Below are 15,003 nucleotides of genomic sequence, written 5' to 3'. Positions count from 1 at the left end.
GCCCGTACAACCCTTCCGGCCGACGCCCTCCCCAGTGAACGTCCGGTGACCACAGGGCCAGATGGTGAGGGCGTCGCCGACGAGCCCGGCGCCTGCGAAGACGCGGCGGGCTCGGGTCAGCAGGATGATCATGCTGGTTCCTGATCAGACGGGAGACGTGAGCGTCGGCCGGGAATCAGGGCGTGAGCCAGAGCGACAGGATGGTCAAGTCGGTGGGACCGGCGACCAGTTCGATGCCGGTCGTCAGGCATTTCGCCAGGTCCGTATTGAGCAGGGCGAAGATCATCCGGCTGCCGGCGAAGTCGCCGGAGTCGATGGTGGCGATGACTGGCGATGACGGCGACGACGTCTTCTCCCGCTGGGCGTTCGGCCAGGGAGATGCCGCCGCTGAAGTGGGATGACCCGCTGGGGTCGCCGGAAGCGTCGCTCCAGCGGGCGGTCTCGGCAATACCGAAGACGGGCAGGCTGGCGGAGCAGGACAGCAGAGCTTCGCCTTCGCAGCGAGGTATTCGGCGAAGGCGTGGTCGGGGGAGGTCGTCACACAGGGGCCGAAGGAGCCCTCGGCGTTGCCGCGTATGTTCTGCGGGAGCAGCTTGCGCCCTGGGGGGAAGTGCTGGAAAACGTAGCCGGGGCAGTCCACCGACTCAACGGCTTCGGTGGAGTCCTCTGATCCGGCCGAGGCAGAAGCGGCGCCGGGGAAGAGGCGCAGTGCCAGGGACAGGGGCATCGCCGCCGCAGCAGAGAGTAGACGTTTCAAAGACGTCGGCGAGCCGATCCCCGGCGACAGTAATGCATCTGCTGAGGTGTGAAGCCCGTCGGCAGGACCCTGGTCCCGCCGGCATGCTCCCCGCTGACACCGACGAAGCCCTCCGCGACGGCGCGCAGGAACTGTTCAACAGGAGCGGCACCGGCCTCGCCCCGCTTCCGGTGCGAGGGCGTCCTCGGCGCCGCAGGAGAACGGCCGGCCGCCGGTTGGGGGAGGAGGGCGGCGCGCTGTTCTCCGCGGCAGCCGCCCGCACAGCCCGCGCGGACCGGCCGCCCAGCCAGAGCATCCACTCGCGGCCGGTCCCATCAGGCCGCGCCTGGTCGCCGAGCTGCCGACCTGTGTCTCCCCGCGGCCGGCGCGCCTGTTGCCGGGGACCCGTAGCGGCACCGTTGTCATCCGGGTGGCTGCGGGCGCTCGTTGACCGGCTGATCAAGAGCCCGGTAGGCATAGGGCGGATCGGCCAGCTCGGGATGTTCCGCTGGGTACCGGTGGCCGTGGATCGTCAGCATCGCCCAGTGCCACGCCTCGTCGTGAAAGACCAGCCCGCGGAACGGCGCTTCAGGCGGTTCGTACGGGTAGTTCTCCAGCGCGGCTTTCCCCGCCTCTTCGGGCGACAGCCCCCCGTAATGCCGCATCACCCATGCGTATGCACGCCGCTCGGAGTGCAGGTAGCAGAGGTAGTCGTCCTCGTTCCAGGTCACGGCCCCACGGTAAACCCGTTGTCGCAGGGGACGCGATGACAGCGGGCGCGGGCCGAGGCCCCTTAGGCACCGCGCCTTGCGGAGGAAGTGGCAGCACGGCCGCAGGCAGAAGGCGCTCATCGCAGCCGGCTCCTGTGAGGCTGGTGCGCCTGTGTCGCCGCGCGGGCGTCAGATGGTCCGTGTCACGGCGGCATGCGGTTCGCGTACGCCGCTGGCGCGGGTGCCGCTCGGCGAGCTCGGTGACGACACCCTGCTGGTGAGCGCGTACCGCCAGTCCTGGCATCGGGCCCGGTTGCGCCAGTGACCTGCGCAATCCGAGCTGAACAGGGCGTGTTCGAGAAGGTCGGGCGAGGCGTCGGGCGGCAAGGTACCCGTTGCCGCTGCTTGGTCGGCGCTCGCCTGCATGAGGGAGAGGCAGACATTGAGCCGTCCAGGTCGTGGCCGGTCTGCCGACCGACCGCTTGGGCCAGAGACCGCAGACGCCGGGCCATAACCCGGTCGAGGACGAGCGGCTGGGGGACCGGCTGGCGAGGGAACGGCCTTGCCGGCGAAGCACAGGAAGGTGATGGAGAACGACGGACCGAGCCCGTGTTCGACTCCTCGAGCAGGGCTACGGCGCTATGGCTTCCCTGGAGGTGTGCCAGCACGCGGCGTACACGGTGTTGACCAGCTCGACGGACAGACGGACCGCGGCCGACCCCCCCCCACGAACCGGCGAACGGCCCGGCGCTACGGGCATTCGGCGAAGTGCAACGCCTTGCCGTCACGTCAAGCCGCGGGCCGCGCGAATAGATCTCCGCTGGGCTTTGATCGGCGATCACCGGTTGCCGGAGCGGGTGGGGGCCCTGGTGGCGAATGCCGTCGTGTGGTCCGGATGTGGGCCTGCAGCGCGGTGCCGTGGGCGTCGGGCTGTCTGATGATGAGCCTCTGCGGGCTCTGGCCGCGTTGATGGCCGTCGTCAGGAACGTCGGTGATGTCCTCTTGGCCGTCCGGGCGGGTGCCGCGGACGAGCGCTGCTGCCGGCGCTGCTGGCCTTCTACGGACAGCACACCTTCCACCGCGTCCTTTTCGCCGCGTTCGGCGCCGAACCGCGAAGGCGCAGCGCAAAGCGGCCGAGCGGGCGCAGGCGGCGAAGAAGAAGGCGGGCGGCGGGCCGACGGCGAGGAAGCCGGCGGCGAAGAAGGCGCCGGCGAGGAAGGCAGTGCCGCTGCCGCGCGGCTCGGTGGGCGCCGCGTATCCGGGCACCTGCCCGGCTTGCTTGAAGGACTACGCCAAGGGCGAGACTCCGCAGCCCGTCTCCGGCCGTGAGAAGGCCGAGTGCCGGGCCTGCCTCCGCAGCACCGGCTGAGGGGACGGGGCGCGGGCTGGGGAGAAGGCTTGTCAACGGGATTTCCGTGGTGACTGATGTCTGACGCCATTTCTGCCACCGGCACAAGCACCTCACATGATGACAAAGGACATGCCATAGCGGGCAAAAGGTGGGTCTCATCATGGTCTGAATCCGGCGTGAATCGTGCGGTTGTTCGTCGAGACGTGCGCGATCGGTGGTGCAGGCACGTTTTCCGGTCGCGTTTCGATGCGGCTTTTTGGTCATGGGGGCCGGTGCGTGTCTACGCGGGTCCCGGCGCCGGGGCGCCGGCCGGTCCGAAAAGAGGCATGCGGAGGGGCTTGTTCCGGCCCGTGTGGTACTGATCTTTGAGGGCAAGGCGGCTGCTGTGTGTGGTTCCTGTGACAGTTTGTGACTTCCTCGCGACCGCTGGGGTCTGCGGGGTTTGTCTTCCTTGGGGGGAAGTCGTGCTGCGACGCATCAGCGGTGCGCGGGTTTCGCGCGCCCGGAAGAGCCTCAGATCGCTTGCTTGTGCGGCCGCCGCGTCGGGGGCGTTCGCCCTGACGCTGGCCGGGGCGGGATCAGCGTCCGCGGGTACGGGACCGAGTCCCGCACCCGGTGACGCACAGCCTCCTGCCTCCTCGGTCCCGTCCGAGGCGGGCAACCCGCTGACCGCACGGGCGGTGGCGGCCGGCGTGTGCTCCGACGCCTACCAGATCGGCACCACCTCCTATGCCTACCGGGGCACGGAGACGATCGCTTCGGTGAAGCAGTTCTACTCACCGCAGTGCAACCAGAACTACGGCTATGTGTGGGTGTGGAAGTCGTTCCTGGACAAGAAGATCAAGTTCGATCTTCAGGTCGGCGTCTGGAACTACGACCGCTCCACGCTGCAGGGCGTACGCCGTGAGTACGACTCGCTGGAGCAGGAGTTCTGGGGCAACGGCGCCGACTCGGTCGGCGACTGCACCTCGGGCGACGGCACGCTGACCATCGCCAATGAGCAGGGCGGCTACTCCGCCAGGTCGTCCAAGCGCTGCTGACGCCTCGTCGGCGCGGGCGCCCGCCTCGCACCGTCTCGTGCGGCGGGACCCCTGTGTGTCCTTCCGTTGCCCGCATCGCACCGGATGTGTGCGGGTGGCAGCCTCGCACCGGCTGCCACCCGCCGGGTCCCGCTCCTCGACCCATGGGCCCGTGAAGCCCGATCGACTCAAGGAGAGTTCCTCGTGCACTTTGTCATGCCCGAAAACCGGCGGACCAGACGTGGCGAACGCTCCGCCGCGGCCGCCGCAGTCGCTGCGGCGGCCGGAACGGCGCTGCTCGTCGCCCTGATACCGGCAACGGCATCGGCCGCACCCGTCGGCGAGACGACCTCGCCGAAGCTCACCGCGTCCCCGACGGGCCAGACCAAGGCCCCCAAGAGCACCCCGATCGGCACGCCGGGCAAGGACCGCGAGCTGGTGCAGCCGGGCATCCTGCAGTCCACGTTCCAGGGCCTGGGCATCGGCCAGGTGCCCTGGTCGGAGTTCCACAAGGCGCCGCTGTCGGACTCCGTCGGCGCGCAGGTGAACTACGGCAACGGCAACCTGTTGGTCTCGGTCAACGCCTTCGACATCGCCGACGCCGGCCCGGGCCTGTCCCTCGGGCACGCCTACAACGGCCTGAACACCAGTTGGAAGGCGACGACCGGAAGCGACTACCTGATCCACGAACCGAACACGACGTCGGTCTACGTGCAGGGCCCCTCCAGCACGATCGCGGTGTTCGAGCGGGACGGCTCCGGATTCACCCCGGCCCCCGGCTACAAGCAGGACCTGACCGAGTCCTCGGACAAGAAGTCCTTCACCCTCACCTCCCGCAAGAATGGGCAGAAGACCACCTTCACTCGTTCCGGCACCACCGGTGACGCCCGGGTGAGCAAGGTCGAGGACAAGAACGGCAACGCCACCACCATCACGTACTCCGGCGCCTTCACGTCGAAGGTCACCTCCGCGTCGGGCCGCACCCTGGCCTTCACCAATGACGGCGAGCAGATCACCAAGGTCACCGACAACACCGGCCGTTACGTGTCCTACACCTGGTCGGGCAACGACCTGAAGACGTTCACCGACACCGAGGGCAAGACCACGGTCTTCGAGTACGACACCTCGCACCGGATGACGAAGGTGACCACGCCGGAGGGCCGCGAGACCCGTTTCACGTGGAACACCGACCTCCTGGCATCGATCACCCGGGTCGTCGACAAGACCGCGGGCACCGGCGCCACCACCGCGTTCCGCTACATCCTGCCGCAGCCCGGCAGCGAGGGCGAAGGCGTGGTCCGTATCACCGACCCGCGCGGCAAGAACACCGAGAAGACGGTCGACGCCCGCTGGCGCACGACGAAGACCACCGACCCCCTCGGCCGGGAGCGTTCCAAGACGTGGGGGCCGGACAACAACGTCACCAGCGCCGTCGACGGCATGGGGGTCGGGTCCACACCGGGCAACACGGTGAAGTTCGACTACGACGACTCCTTCAACCCCAAGTCCGCCACCCAGCCCACCGGCGCGCAGTCGACGGCGGCCTGGACCCAGAAGTCCGGCGGACACTACCCCGAGACACTGACCTCGGCCAGCGGCAACAAGGTCACCAACGGCTACGACACCTCGGGCAACATGATGTCGCAGACCGACACCACCACCGGCTCCGACGGTGCGAAGTGGACCTACGACCACAACCCGAAGTCCGGCACGATGGACTGCGGCGGCCTGCCGGGCCAACGCTGCGCGGCGACCGACCCCGAGAACCACAAGACGTCCTTCACCTACGACTCCAAGGGCAACCTGACCAAGGTCGACCGTCCCTCCGCGCAGGAGGACATCACCTACACCTACGACGCCCTGGGCCGCACCGACACCGTCACCGACGGCCGCGGCGTCAAAACCGTCTACACGTACGACAAGCGCGACCGCCTGAAGACGCAGACCAGTGACGGCAAGGTCACGACCTTCGTCTACGACGCCGACGGCAACATCAGAACGCGTACGTCGCCCGCCGGCACGAGCACGTACACCTACGACGAGCAGAGCCGCGAACGCACCCGTAGCCTGCCCGCCGGCGGCGCGAGTTCGGTGACCTACGACGCGTCCGGCAACGTGAGGACCGCCACCGACGCGGGCGGCACCCTCACCTACGACTACAACGACGCCAACCAGCTCACCACCCTCACCCAGCCGGGCGGCGCCAAGACCACCTATGACTACGACAAGAACGGCGACCGCACCACCACGGCCTACCCCGGCGGCACGGTGCAGACGACGGATTACGACAAGTCCAGCCGCGCCCAGAAGATCGAGGTCAAGAACGGCACCACCGTCCTGTCCACGATCACCTACGACTACAACAAGTCCGGCAAGGACAGCGACAAGATCTACAAGCGCACCACCGACGGCGCTGCCACCGCCTACACCTACGACTCCAAGGGCCGCCTGACCAAGGCCGTGGAGACCAAGAACAGCACCACCACGGCGGGCTGGGCCTACTGCTACGACAAGGCCGGCAACATGACCGGCCGCTCCACCGGCACCAGCCTTCCCGCCTGCGCTGATGCGCAGTCGGTCCGCGAGTACAACAACGCCGGCGAACTCACCTCCCTGGGCGGCAACACCGCCTTCAGCTACGACGGAGACGGCAACGAGACCTCCGCGGCCTCGCCCACCGGGACCCGTACCGGCGGACAGTGGACCCCCTACACCCAGCTCTCGCAACTGACTGCGTCCGGCGCCGACTCCAGCTACAGCTACGCCGGGCTGGACAACAACAACCGTCTCACCCGCGGCAATTCGACCTTCACCAACGCCGCGATCGGCATGACGCGGGAGAACACCACCGGTTTCGTCCGCGAAGCCTCGGGCACGCTGACAGCCATGACGAGCGGCGGGGCGAGCCAGTACTACCTGACCGATGTCCAGGGCAGTGTCATCGGCCTGGTCGACGCCGGCGGCAAGCGCACCGCGACCTACAGCTACGGGCCCTACGGTGAAGCACGCACGGCCAGCGGCACCGACCAGCCCTACCGCTACACCGGCACCTACCTCGACCCGTCCGGCCTGTACAAGATGGGTGCCCGCTACTACGACCCCCAGCTCGGCCGCTTCACCCAGCCCGACCCCTCCGGCAAGGAGGCCAACCTCTACGCCTACGCCGCCGGCGACCCCATAAACCACATGGACCCGAGCGGACTTGACTTCCTCGGGCTCGACAAGGAGGGGTGGGGTAACGCCCTGAGCGTCGCGGGAACCGTAGTGGGCGCTGCCGCTCTGTTCGTCCCAGGAGGCGCCTTGGTCGCTGGTGGAATGGCTGCCGCAAGCACAGGCTTGGGTGTTGCTGGAGGAATCCTCGAGGGCGATTCCCCCGGACAGATCGCAGCTACGGGAATCCTGAGTGCAGCCAGCGGCGGAGTCGGAGTTGCGATGGCAGCGGCCAAGGTCACTGGGACAGCCGCCAAGATGACGGACATCGGCTACGAGGTTGGAAGTTACCTCGGCGGCGCGGCAATCGGTGATTGGGACTGGACATAAACGTCCGTCGACAGGAGGGAACGTCGTGAACACCTTCTTCTTGGCCTCCGGCGGAGGCGGCGGTTTCTGGCCCACAGGAGCGATCATGCTCGTCGTGGTCGTGGTGGTCAGCGCAGTCTCTTGGACCATGTACGAACGCAGGATCAAGAAGGGGAAGAAATAGAACACTGGGATCTTCCAGAGGGGCCACTGATCGGGTGACGGCTCGGTGACCCGCAACATACGAAGCTCCTGTGCCGTTGAGAGAGGTGCTCGACGCCTCAACTCATCAGCGCAGGAGCCTCGTTGCTTCCCCATCCTGCCTCACTCGACCTGCCTCACGCCCTGGTCGAGTGGGTACTGATGTTGGACTCGTGGTGTCGTGAGCGCTGACGGCTCGCGGTCGGCTGCGGTATCACCGGAGCATGCGGTATTCCACAAGGGGTCGGGCTGACCCCCGAACGACTGGCTGTGTCACTTTGTGAGGGAGCCGTGCGGACGCGGTTCCGGGAGTCGCCTCGTATGGCTCAGGCATCGTATTGCTCAGCAAGATCGATGTCAGTGAGCGTTTTCAGCGGGGCCACCGATCGAGTGATGGCCCGCGCAACTGCCGTAGGGATACCGACAGCCATCGTGTGGTGCGGTGGTTCATGTCGGCATGCTCCCGGGATCGTCGCAGTGGTGCCAGCGGGCGTCGGTGTCTTCGAGGTCCTGGTGGCCCAGGGCGTGCCTGTCTGGGTTGAGGGCTTTGAGGAAGATCTCGCGATGGTGTGCGGTATGCATGGCGGTGACGAACCGGTCGGTGAAGCGCCTGACCTCGCCCCGCAGCTCGTCGCCTGGGGGCACCCGGCTGGCGTCCGGGGCGGCGGAGGCCCAACGACTCAGCGTGTGGAGCGGACAACGTCTGCAGCCGTACGCCTTGTCAGGTCGCCGAACCCGCAAGCCGGTGCGCGAAGGGCGTACGCACGTCCGGGACGTGCAGTGGCGTTGTGTCCGCGAGGGCCCGGAGGTGGGCGAGGGCGTCGAGGCCACGGTCGACGCGCAACGCGTGCCAGGTACCGCGCTGCTCGGCTGCTGGGAGTCCGGCCGCGACGCCCGGATACACGGGCAGGTCGATGTTGCCGTCATGAACTCGGACGAGGACAGCCTGGTCGAGATAGCCGCACAGATCGGACTCGGGCTGATGGCGGGCCAGCCAGACGAGGGCTTCATCACGAGACCCGGGGCCCCACAGGTACTGCGCGGGGAAGGCGGTGGTCGCGCTACGTGCGTCGAACTCCAGCAAATTGGGGTCGGTGACTCCGCCCGGGCAGAACACGGCCCGGACCAGGAGGTAGGTGAACGACTCTTCGTCGCGGGCCTCGGCCAGACGGTCGGCACAGCCGACCGTGGTCTTCTCACCATGGTCGCTCCAACCGATGGCGACCACGCTTCGACTGAGCGGCGCGGGATACAGCCGGCCTCCTGGTGTCGGACGTCCCCACAGGTGGTTGATGATCTCCGCGAGGTCGGACAGCGCTCTGGCCGCTTCCACCGGGGTGTCCAGGTGGTACGTCCCGTGCGCGACGATGTTCCGCAGCGCTTTGCGGACCGGCTCCACATTCCGGTTGCGCTGCCCGCGGAGCAGCCCCTCTCGGCGTGCCCAGGTCAGCAGGCCGGTGAGCATGCCGTTGAACGGCTTCCATTCGCGGGCGGAGCCCATGCGGATCTCCGGGGCGCGGATGTCACTGAGCCTCTCGAAGAAGTCGGTAGGGCTGCTCATGGTGATTGGGTGTTCATGTCCCCTACGGTCCCGAACAGCGAGGACCTGCCCGCGGTGGTGGGCGCAGAACCGGTCACGGAGCGCCTGCTCCAGCGCGAGCTGCGCCGCGTCCGCGACGAGCGTGAACAGTTCGTAGCACAGCACGCCGTGGCTGAAGGCGACACGCAACTGCTCGAACTTTTGCCGCGTCGTTTCTGCGACGTCGTCGGCCAGTTGCAGCCTGGCGATCACCCGCTGTTGGAAGTCGGCGGCGTCCTCGGGCGTCATCCGGCCGAGTCCGAGGGGGGTGAAGAGCAGGGCGCGCTCGTCGGCGGCCTGCAGCTCCTCGAGTGGCTTGATGTCCATGTGGGTTCGTGCCTGCCTTTCCAGCCTCATTCCGGCGAACTTGCCAGAATGAGGCCCATATCCCGTGTGGTGCAAGCCGATTGACGTATCGATAGGGGGACGCTGCCCATGGCCCGCACGGGCTGTCGGACGGCTACGGTGCGCTCGTGCCGCGCGCGGGCTATGTCAGCCCGCCCGGTCAGGGTCTTCTATCCGCTGTTCCCATACGGCCCGCCACGGTCCAGGTGGCGATGGCTTCGGACATCACCGCGCCGCTGTGTGGCCGGACCGCCGGTGCGGACCCCCGGCGCTACGCCGGGAGCCGGGATGCTGGCTCGGCGTTTCAGCGGCGGCGCAGGCGGGCCAGGAGCCCGCGCCAGCGTCGCCACCGGCGCGGTCGGCTGTTCTTGGCGGCGGCGGCCCCGCGATCAGGCGCCGGGCCGGCAACTGCCCGGGTCTTGGGGGCGAGCTGGGGAGCCTGGTGCGCGGCGGGGATGGCTGGTGGGGGAGGGGGCGGGTTCGGCGGGAAGCGGGAGGACGAGCTGCTGCGGCCGTGCGGGGGCGGGCTGGGTCTGCTGCTGGGTGCAGCGTTCGCGGGCCTTGCCGCGCCGGTATGCCTCGCGGCCGGACTGCGCTGCTTCCAGGTCGGCCATCGCGGTGACCGCGGCGCCCAGCAGGGCGGGGGCGGCCAGGGCGCGCAGGGGCAGGGGCAGCAGGCCCCACCAGGCGGCGCCGTCGGCGGGCCTGGGGTGGCTGATCTTCCAGTCCCGCTGCCAGGAGGCTGCCGATCCGCTCCAGCCCTCTCCGGCCCGTGGCGGGTAGCTGATCGGATGTCCGCCGAAGGGCAGCAGCAGTGTGCCGCCGTCGCGCCAAGCCACGGCGAGCTGGGCCTGAGCCAAACGCCGCTGGCCGAAGGTGGGGCTGAAGTCCGCGTGCGGATTTCACGCACGTCCAGTCCATGAACTTCCAGTTCTGACACGGCTGAATTCAGGGCCTGCTATAACCCTGTTCGTGAGCCGAAGCACGGTAGTTGCCACATAGGCAGCCTTTGACCTCGCGGTGGAGGTGGGCCTGGTCGACGTAGCCGCTTTCGGTCGCCACCTGGGCGACGGCGTTACCCGCCGCGAGGAGATGGGCGGCGTGATCGAAGCGCACCAACCGGGCGGCGTGCTTGGGCGTGAGGCCGATCTGGGACCGGAAGCGGGACCACAGGCGCTTACGGCTCCATCCCACCTCGTTCGCCAGGCTGTCGACGCGCACCCGTCCCCGGCTGGTGCGCATCAGCCACCAGAACACTGCAACCGCCAGGACCGGCGACAACCGGATCTGGAGGCACTCGATCCCCCCCCGGCCGCCCGGCCTCCGAGCCGAAGGTCGCCCGGTACCAGCCCGACGACCGTGCTGCCGCATTCGCGCCGGCCGTGGGCGTCGTGGACAAGGCTGTCTCCGTCGCTCAGGTCCACGAACAGAGTGACTGAGGGGTGCGCGACCATGGCGATATCTACGTCTGCCGGAGCACGCTGGCGGAACCCAGCCATGCTGACCCCCGGCAGCCGACCCGGTTGTCGGGGCACGACGACCTCCACCGACGCCCAGTCAGATGGTGATTCGGTGGACTTCACAGCACCAGGCTAGGCGATGGGTGTCAGCGGCCCGTCGCTGCGAAGCGCAGTAGCAACTCGCTGGTCGCCTCCGGCGCTTCGAGCATGGGGAAGTGCCCGACGTCGGGCAGATGCTCGACTCGCGCGTTCGGCACCGTGTCGTAGTGGTGCGCCGAAGACGGATCCCAGCGGGGGTCGGCAGCGCCGAAGATCACCAGTACCGGGACGTCGAGTGCGGTCAGGCGCGCGGGCATGCTCCGCTCGGCGATGTACGCGCCGTTTTGGCGCAGCACCGTCCTGAACGTGCGGTAACCGATGCCCCGTACGTCGGCGACCAGGTCGTTCGGGACGTCCACCGGGCGGTTGCACACCGCGGTCACCCCCCGGCGGAGCATCGCGTCGGAACGGACTCTCCACAGAAGCGGGCCGAGCGGCGGGTCGATCAGGACCCGAAGGAGGACGGGCTGCGGAAGGAGCGCGTCGGGACTCGGACCACTGCTGATCAGTGCGAGCGAACCCACCAGGTCCGGGCGCTGTTCGGCGAGGGCGGTGGCGATCTACCCGCCGCTGGAGTGCCCAACCACGGTGACTGGACGAAGGCCGAACTCATCGAGCGCCTCGGCCAGCCTGGCTGCCTGCTCAGGCACGTCGTACGACGGCGCGGGCGGGGACTGACCGTGGCCCGGGAGGTCGATCCGGATGACGTGATACCGGCTGGCCAGTGCCGGCATTATCGGGCCCCAGGAGTTGCCCGAGGCTCCCGATCCGTGGATGAGCACTGGCGGCGGCGCCTCCCGCGGGCCGTCGTGGGCCACGTGCATCCCGTGCACATGCTTACCGTCGTAGATAGCCATACTCGGGAGGATGCCGGGGCTGCCAGCCCTCGGTCTTGTACGAATGTCGTCACGGGGCCGAGCATCGCCAGGACTTCCGTCTCCACGGCGAGCGGGACTTCCGCGAAAACAGACCGATTGAGATCGGCGGCCATCGGCAGTCTCGAACTACCTGGCATTCATGCAGTTCAACGTGTCCCTATGTACCAGATGCTCCGCGACAGGACATCAAGTCTTGAGGGCCTCTGCGATCTGCTGGGCGGCCTGGGCGGGGGTGAGGTGCGTGGTGTCGACGACTTCGGCCTCGGCGTGCAGCCACGTGCGGGCCGCCTCGGCGTAGGGCTGGAGGTATCGGAGACGGAACGGGGAGTTGGGGCCGAGAACGGTGTCGCCCGCGATGCGCGCACGGAGGGTGTCCTGGTCGGCATGAAGGACGAAGTGCCGGATCGGGATATCGTGCCGGGCAAGGCCCGAGCTGATCTCGCGCCAGTACTGCTCGACCAGGACGGTCATGGGCATCACCAGGGTTCCGCCGGTGTAGTCGAGGATGCGTTCGGCGGTTTCGACCACGAGGTGCCGCCATGGCGGCCAGTGCTGGAAGTTGTCCGTCTCGGGCAGTCCTGGCTTGATGTCCATAAGCGTCTCGCCGACTGTCTCGGCGTCGAACACCCGTGAGTCCGGGACGAGCTGCTGGACGAGCGCACTGGTCGTCGTCTTGCCTGCGCCGTGCGTGCCGTTGAGCCATACGATCATGGACTTGACGCTAGCGTCGTGCCGGGCCGCGGGGACAGGCAGAGTAGAAGATCCGGTGCGGTCGATAGCCTTGGCGAGTTGCTTGGCGTGGTCTTCGAGCAGTGGTTTGAGGGCGCCGTAGTAGGGCTGGTGGTCAGCTTTGCGGAGCCAGTGGAAGGCATGATGATGACCGAGTGGCGGCATGGTCGCCCCGGCCGCTGGCGGCAGCGTCCTCGCCCAGTTCGACGCCATCCTCGCCGCAGCCGCGCCCGAGCTTGCCGGGCACGTCCAGGCCGTGGCGTTCGACGCGGACACCGGCCGCCTGGACGTCGCCCGCGACGCCCCCGCGTACGGCACGGAGCTGAGCTGGAGCGCGCCGAAGCTGGTCGCGGCGGCCAACGAGATGGTGCAGGGCGCGAAGGGCCTTGCCCCCGAATCTTGGACACTGGCTATGCGGCTTGGGCCAGAGTAGTCGATGTTGTGCCGAGTGCTGTCTCGTAGGTGATGGGACTGCGTTGTCCCTGGCGGGAGTAACGGCGTCGGGTGTTGTAGCGGTTGAGCCGGCGGAACGCGTCGAGGCGGGCTTCGCGTTCGGTGGGCCAGGTCTTGCGGCCTTGGAGCGTCTCGCGTTAGAACGTCGCGTTGAAGGACTCGGCAAATGCGTTGTCCGCGCTGCAGCCGATCGCGCTCGTGGACTGGCGGACGCCGGCCTGGCGGCAGGCGCCGGCGAAGGCCCGGCTGGTGTACTGGGCGCCGTGGTCGGTGTGCATGACCGCTCCGGCGAGGCTACCGCGGGTGCGTTCGGCGGCGGCCAGGGCGTCGGTGACGAGGTCGGTGCGCATGTGGCCCGCGATCGCCCAGCCGGTAAGACGGCGTGAGGCGAGGTCGATGACGGTGGCCAGATAGAGGAACTACCCGCCGGCCGAGGGGAGATAGGTAACTTCACCGACGTACTTCGTGTTCGGCTCGTTCGCGGTGAAGTCGCGGCCGATCAGGTCCGGGGCCTTCGCCGCGGCCGGGTCCGCGACAGTGGTGCGGTGTCTGCGACGCAGCCGCACGCCTGCCAGGCCGATGCTCCGCATCACCCGCGCGATCCGCTTGTGGTTGATCCGCTCGCCCGTCTCGCGGAGTTCGGCGGTGATCCTGGGGACGCCGTAGGTGAAGTCCGACTCGCGGTGCACGGCCCGTATCCGGGCGGCGAGGCGGGCATCGGCCGCCTGCCGGGAGGCCCGGTCTCCGCCGTCCGGCGCCAGTAGTAGAAGCTGGAGCGGGCGGCGACGCCCAGGATGGTGCACAGCCGCTTCACGCCGTAGCGGCGGTGGTGGTCGGCGACGAACTGAAAGCGGTTCACCAGCGCGTCTCCCCGGCGAAATACTCGCCGCCTTGTGCAGGATCTCGCGTTCATCCTCCACCTCGCGGACCTTCTTGCGCAAAGCGGCGTTTTCCGCCTCCAGCAGCGTCGGCGGCTCGGTCGGCACCTCCGCCCGGCGTCCCCGCGGCCGGCTCGCGCCGGCTGCCCGGACCCAGTTCCGCAAGGTCTCGGGACTGATCCCCAGATCGGCGGCAGCCTGCCGGATCGTCGCCTCGGGCCGCGACTGGTACAGCGCGACCGCGTCCGCCTTGAACTGCGGCGGATAGTTCTTCATGGCCACGAGATGTCCGTTCTCAGATCCTCAGGACCCAGTGTCTCGTGTGTCGAGGATCAAGGGGCAAGGCCCGGCGTGCGTTACCCCGGACTTGTAGACAGTCGAATCCATTCTTCCCTCCATGTCGTCTTACTCTTTCACACAAATACTAGACAGCGGTGGAGCGATGCATGGAACGCGGTCGAGTGGCACTCTGGTAATGGCCGTGAAAAGCATGGGCGGGTCTTGTGAGCCTTGTGCCGCAGACCCATCATGACCGGGATGATACGCAGCCCAGTGAGACAGGGAGAGATACGGCCATGAGCGAGGCAATCGACGCGGTGCGCCAGATGTTCCAGGCGTTCGCCACCGGTAAAATCGCCGATGCACAGGAATACATTCACCCGGAGTACATCAATCCCGCGACATTGGAACGCTCCGAGAAACGCGGCCCGGAAAATTTCACCGATTCCATCGACTGGCTGCGCAACGTGTTATTTCGAACTTCACTTCGAGGAAATAGCCTACCGAGAGGGCGGGGGGTTCGTCACCGCACACCTGGTGATGAGCGGGCGGCACACCGGTGATCTCCTCGGGCTGCCGGCCCCCGCCCGACTGACCGCCACGGGCAGCGGGTGTGCTCGTTGCAAGGCGCTATGCGCCTTGCTAGAGTCCCAGTCGGCTTCTCACCGTTGGGCTCTTGCCTCGCCAACCAGCTTCTTCGGGTCCCGATGACCGGAGGAAGGTGGAAGTCACACCATAACAAGGGTTGTCTCTGCGATGGTGGTGGC

General features: G+C 68.0%; 11 protein-coding genes and 3 pseudogenes. 6 read left to right on the top strand and 8 right to left on the bottom strand.

All coding sequences use genetic code 11. The features are described 5' to 3' along the window. Nucleotides 1-175: 175 nt before the first annotated feature. A complete protein-coding gene (locus IE316_RS30420) occupies nt 176-727 on the bottom strand; it encodes a hypothetical protein (RefSeq protein WP_190207758.1) in 552 nt (183 codons plus the stop codon). A gap of 431 nt (nt 728-1,158) precedes the next feature. Next, on the bottom strand, nt 1,159-1,467 hold the full coding sequence (locus IE316_RS30415; protein WP_190207757.1) for a hypothetical protein: 309 nt from the start codon (nt 1,465-1,467) through the stop codon (nt 1,159-1,161). A 1,201-nt stretch (nt 1,468-2,668) separates the two neighbouring features. Between IE316_RS30415 and IE316_RS30410 the strand changes: the two genes are divergently transcribed. The 4 genes from IE316_RS30410 (at nt 2,669) to IE316_RS30395 (ending at nt 7,519) form a co-directional block, all read left to right on the top strand. After that, nucleotides 2,669-2,815, top strand: coding sequence for a hypothetical protein (locus IE316_RS30410; protein WP_190207806.1), 147 nt, complete (start codon nt 2,669-2,671; stop codon nt 2,813-2,815). Between the two features lie 662 nt (nt 2,816-3,477). Then, the gene (locus IE316_RS30405; RefSeq protein ID WP_229910623.1) at nt 3,478-3,837 is read left to right on the top strand and encodes a hypothetical protein; all 360 of its coding nucleotides are present in this window, start codon (nt 3,478-3,480) and stop codon (nt 3,835-3,837) included. A 183-nt stretch (nt 3,838-4,020) separates the two neighbouring features. Then, entirely contained in the window at nt 4,021-7,356 is a 3,336-nt protein-coding gene (locus IE316_RS30400; RefSeq protein ID WP_229910622.1) for an RHS repeat-associated core domain-containing protein, read from the top strand. Nucleotides 7,357-7,381: 25 nt separating this feature from the next. Next, entirely contained in the window at nt 7,382-7,519 is a 138-nt protein-coding gene (locus IE316_RS30395) for a hypothetical protein (RefSeq protein ID WP_190207756.1), read from the top strand. A 738-nt stretch (nt 7,520-8,257) separates the two neighbouring features. Here the strand turns inward: IE316_RS30395 and IE316_RS30390 are convergent. The 5 genes and pseudogenes from IE316_RS30390 to IE316_RS30370 all read right to left on the bottom strand — a co-directional run bounded on the left by IE316_RS30390 (nt 8,258) and on the right by IE316_RS30370 (nt 12,608). Continuing rightward, nucleotides 8,258-9,442, bottom strand: a complete 1,185-nt coding sequence (locus tag IE316_RS30390; RefSeq protein WP_190207755.1) for a hypothetical protein — start codon at nt 9,440-9,442, stop codon at nt 8,258-8,260. A 407-nt stretch (nt 9,443-9,849) separates the two neighbouring features. After that, the gene (locus IE316_RS30385; protein ID WP_190207754.1) at nt 9,850-10,320 is read right to left on the bottom strand and encodes a hypothetical protein; all 471 of its coding nucleotides are present in this window, start codon (nt 10,318-10,320) and stop codon (nt 9,850-9,852) included. Nucleotides 10,321-10,468: 148 nt separating this feature from the next. Continuing rightward, nucleotides 10,469-10,959 (bottom strand): annotated as a pseudogene (locus tag IE316_RS30380) (helix-turn-helix domain-containing protein); the annotation flags it as partial. Nucleotides 10,960-11,066: 107 nt separating this feature from the next. Further along, nucleotides 11,067-11,876, bottom strand: a pseudogene (locus tag IE316_RS30375) (alpha/beta fold hydrolase). A gap of 207 nt (nt 11,877-12,083) precedes the next feature. Then, nucleotides 12,084-12,608 (bottom strand): AAA family ATPase, encoded by a 525-nt coding sequence (locus IE316_RS30370; protein WP_190207753.1) that lies wholly within the window; start codon nt 12,606-12,608, stop codon nt 12,084-12,086. A gap of 181 nt (nt 12,609-12,789) precedes the next feature. On the opposite strand from IE316_RS30370, the gene IE316_RS30365 reads away from it, so the two are divergent. Continuing rightward, entirely contained in the window at nt 12,790-13,059 is a 270-nt protein-coding gene (locus IE316_RS30365; protein ID WP_190207752.1) for a hypothetical protein, read from the top strand. Here IE316_RS30365 and IE316_RS30360 read toward each other — a convergent pair. Further along, nucleotides 13,037-14,239: pseudogene (locus tag IE316_RS30360) on the bottom strand (IS3 family transposase). The gene IE316_RS30365 and the pseudogene IE316_RS30360 sit on opposite strands and share 23 nt — an antisense overlap. Nucleotides 14,240-14,532: 293 nt before the next feature. Here IE316_RS30360 and IE316_RS30355 point away from each other — a divergent pair. Then, on the top strand, nt 14,533-14,799 hold the full coding sequence (locus IE316_RS30355) for a hypothetical protein (protein WP_190207751.1): 267 nt from the start codon (nt 14,533-14,535) through the stop codon (nt 14,797-14,799). Nucleotides 14,800-15,003 lie beyond the last annotated feature (204 nt).

The sequence above is a fragment of the Streptomyces fumanus genome (genome assembly GCF_014655295.1).
Classification (GTDB): domain Bacteria; phylum Actinomycetota; class Actinomycetes; order Streptomycetales; family Streptomycetaceae; genus Streptomyces; species Streptomyces fumanus.
Note: the sequence above shows the minus strand (reverse complement) of the source record. Positions and strands in the feature narration are given on the sequence as shown.

What these genes read in the sequence shown, in the direction of transcription:
- IE316_RS30355 (WP_190207751.1), top strand. Translation starts at nt 14,533, where the DNA reads ATGAGCGAGGCAATCGACGCGGTGCGCCAGATGTTCCAGGCGTTCGCC.
- IE316_RS30365 (WP_190207752.1), top strand. Translation starts at nt 12,790, where the DNA reads ATGGTCGCCCCGGCCGCTGGCGGCAGCGTCCTCGCCCAGTTCGACGCC.
- IE316_RS30390 (WP_190207755.1), bottom strand. Translation starts at nt 9,442, where the DNA reads ATGGACATCAAGCCACTCGAGGAGCTGCAGGCCGCCGACGAGCGCGCC.
- IE316_RS30370 (WP_190207753.1), bottom strand. Translation starts at nt 12,608, where the DNA reads ATGATCGTATGGCTCAACGGCACGCACGGCGCAGGCAAGACGACGACC.
- IE316_RS30420 (WP_190207758.1), bottom strand. Translation starts at nt 727, where the DNA reads ATGCCCCTGTCCCTGGCACTGCGCCTCTTCCCCGGCGCCGCTTCTGCC.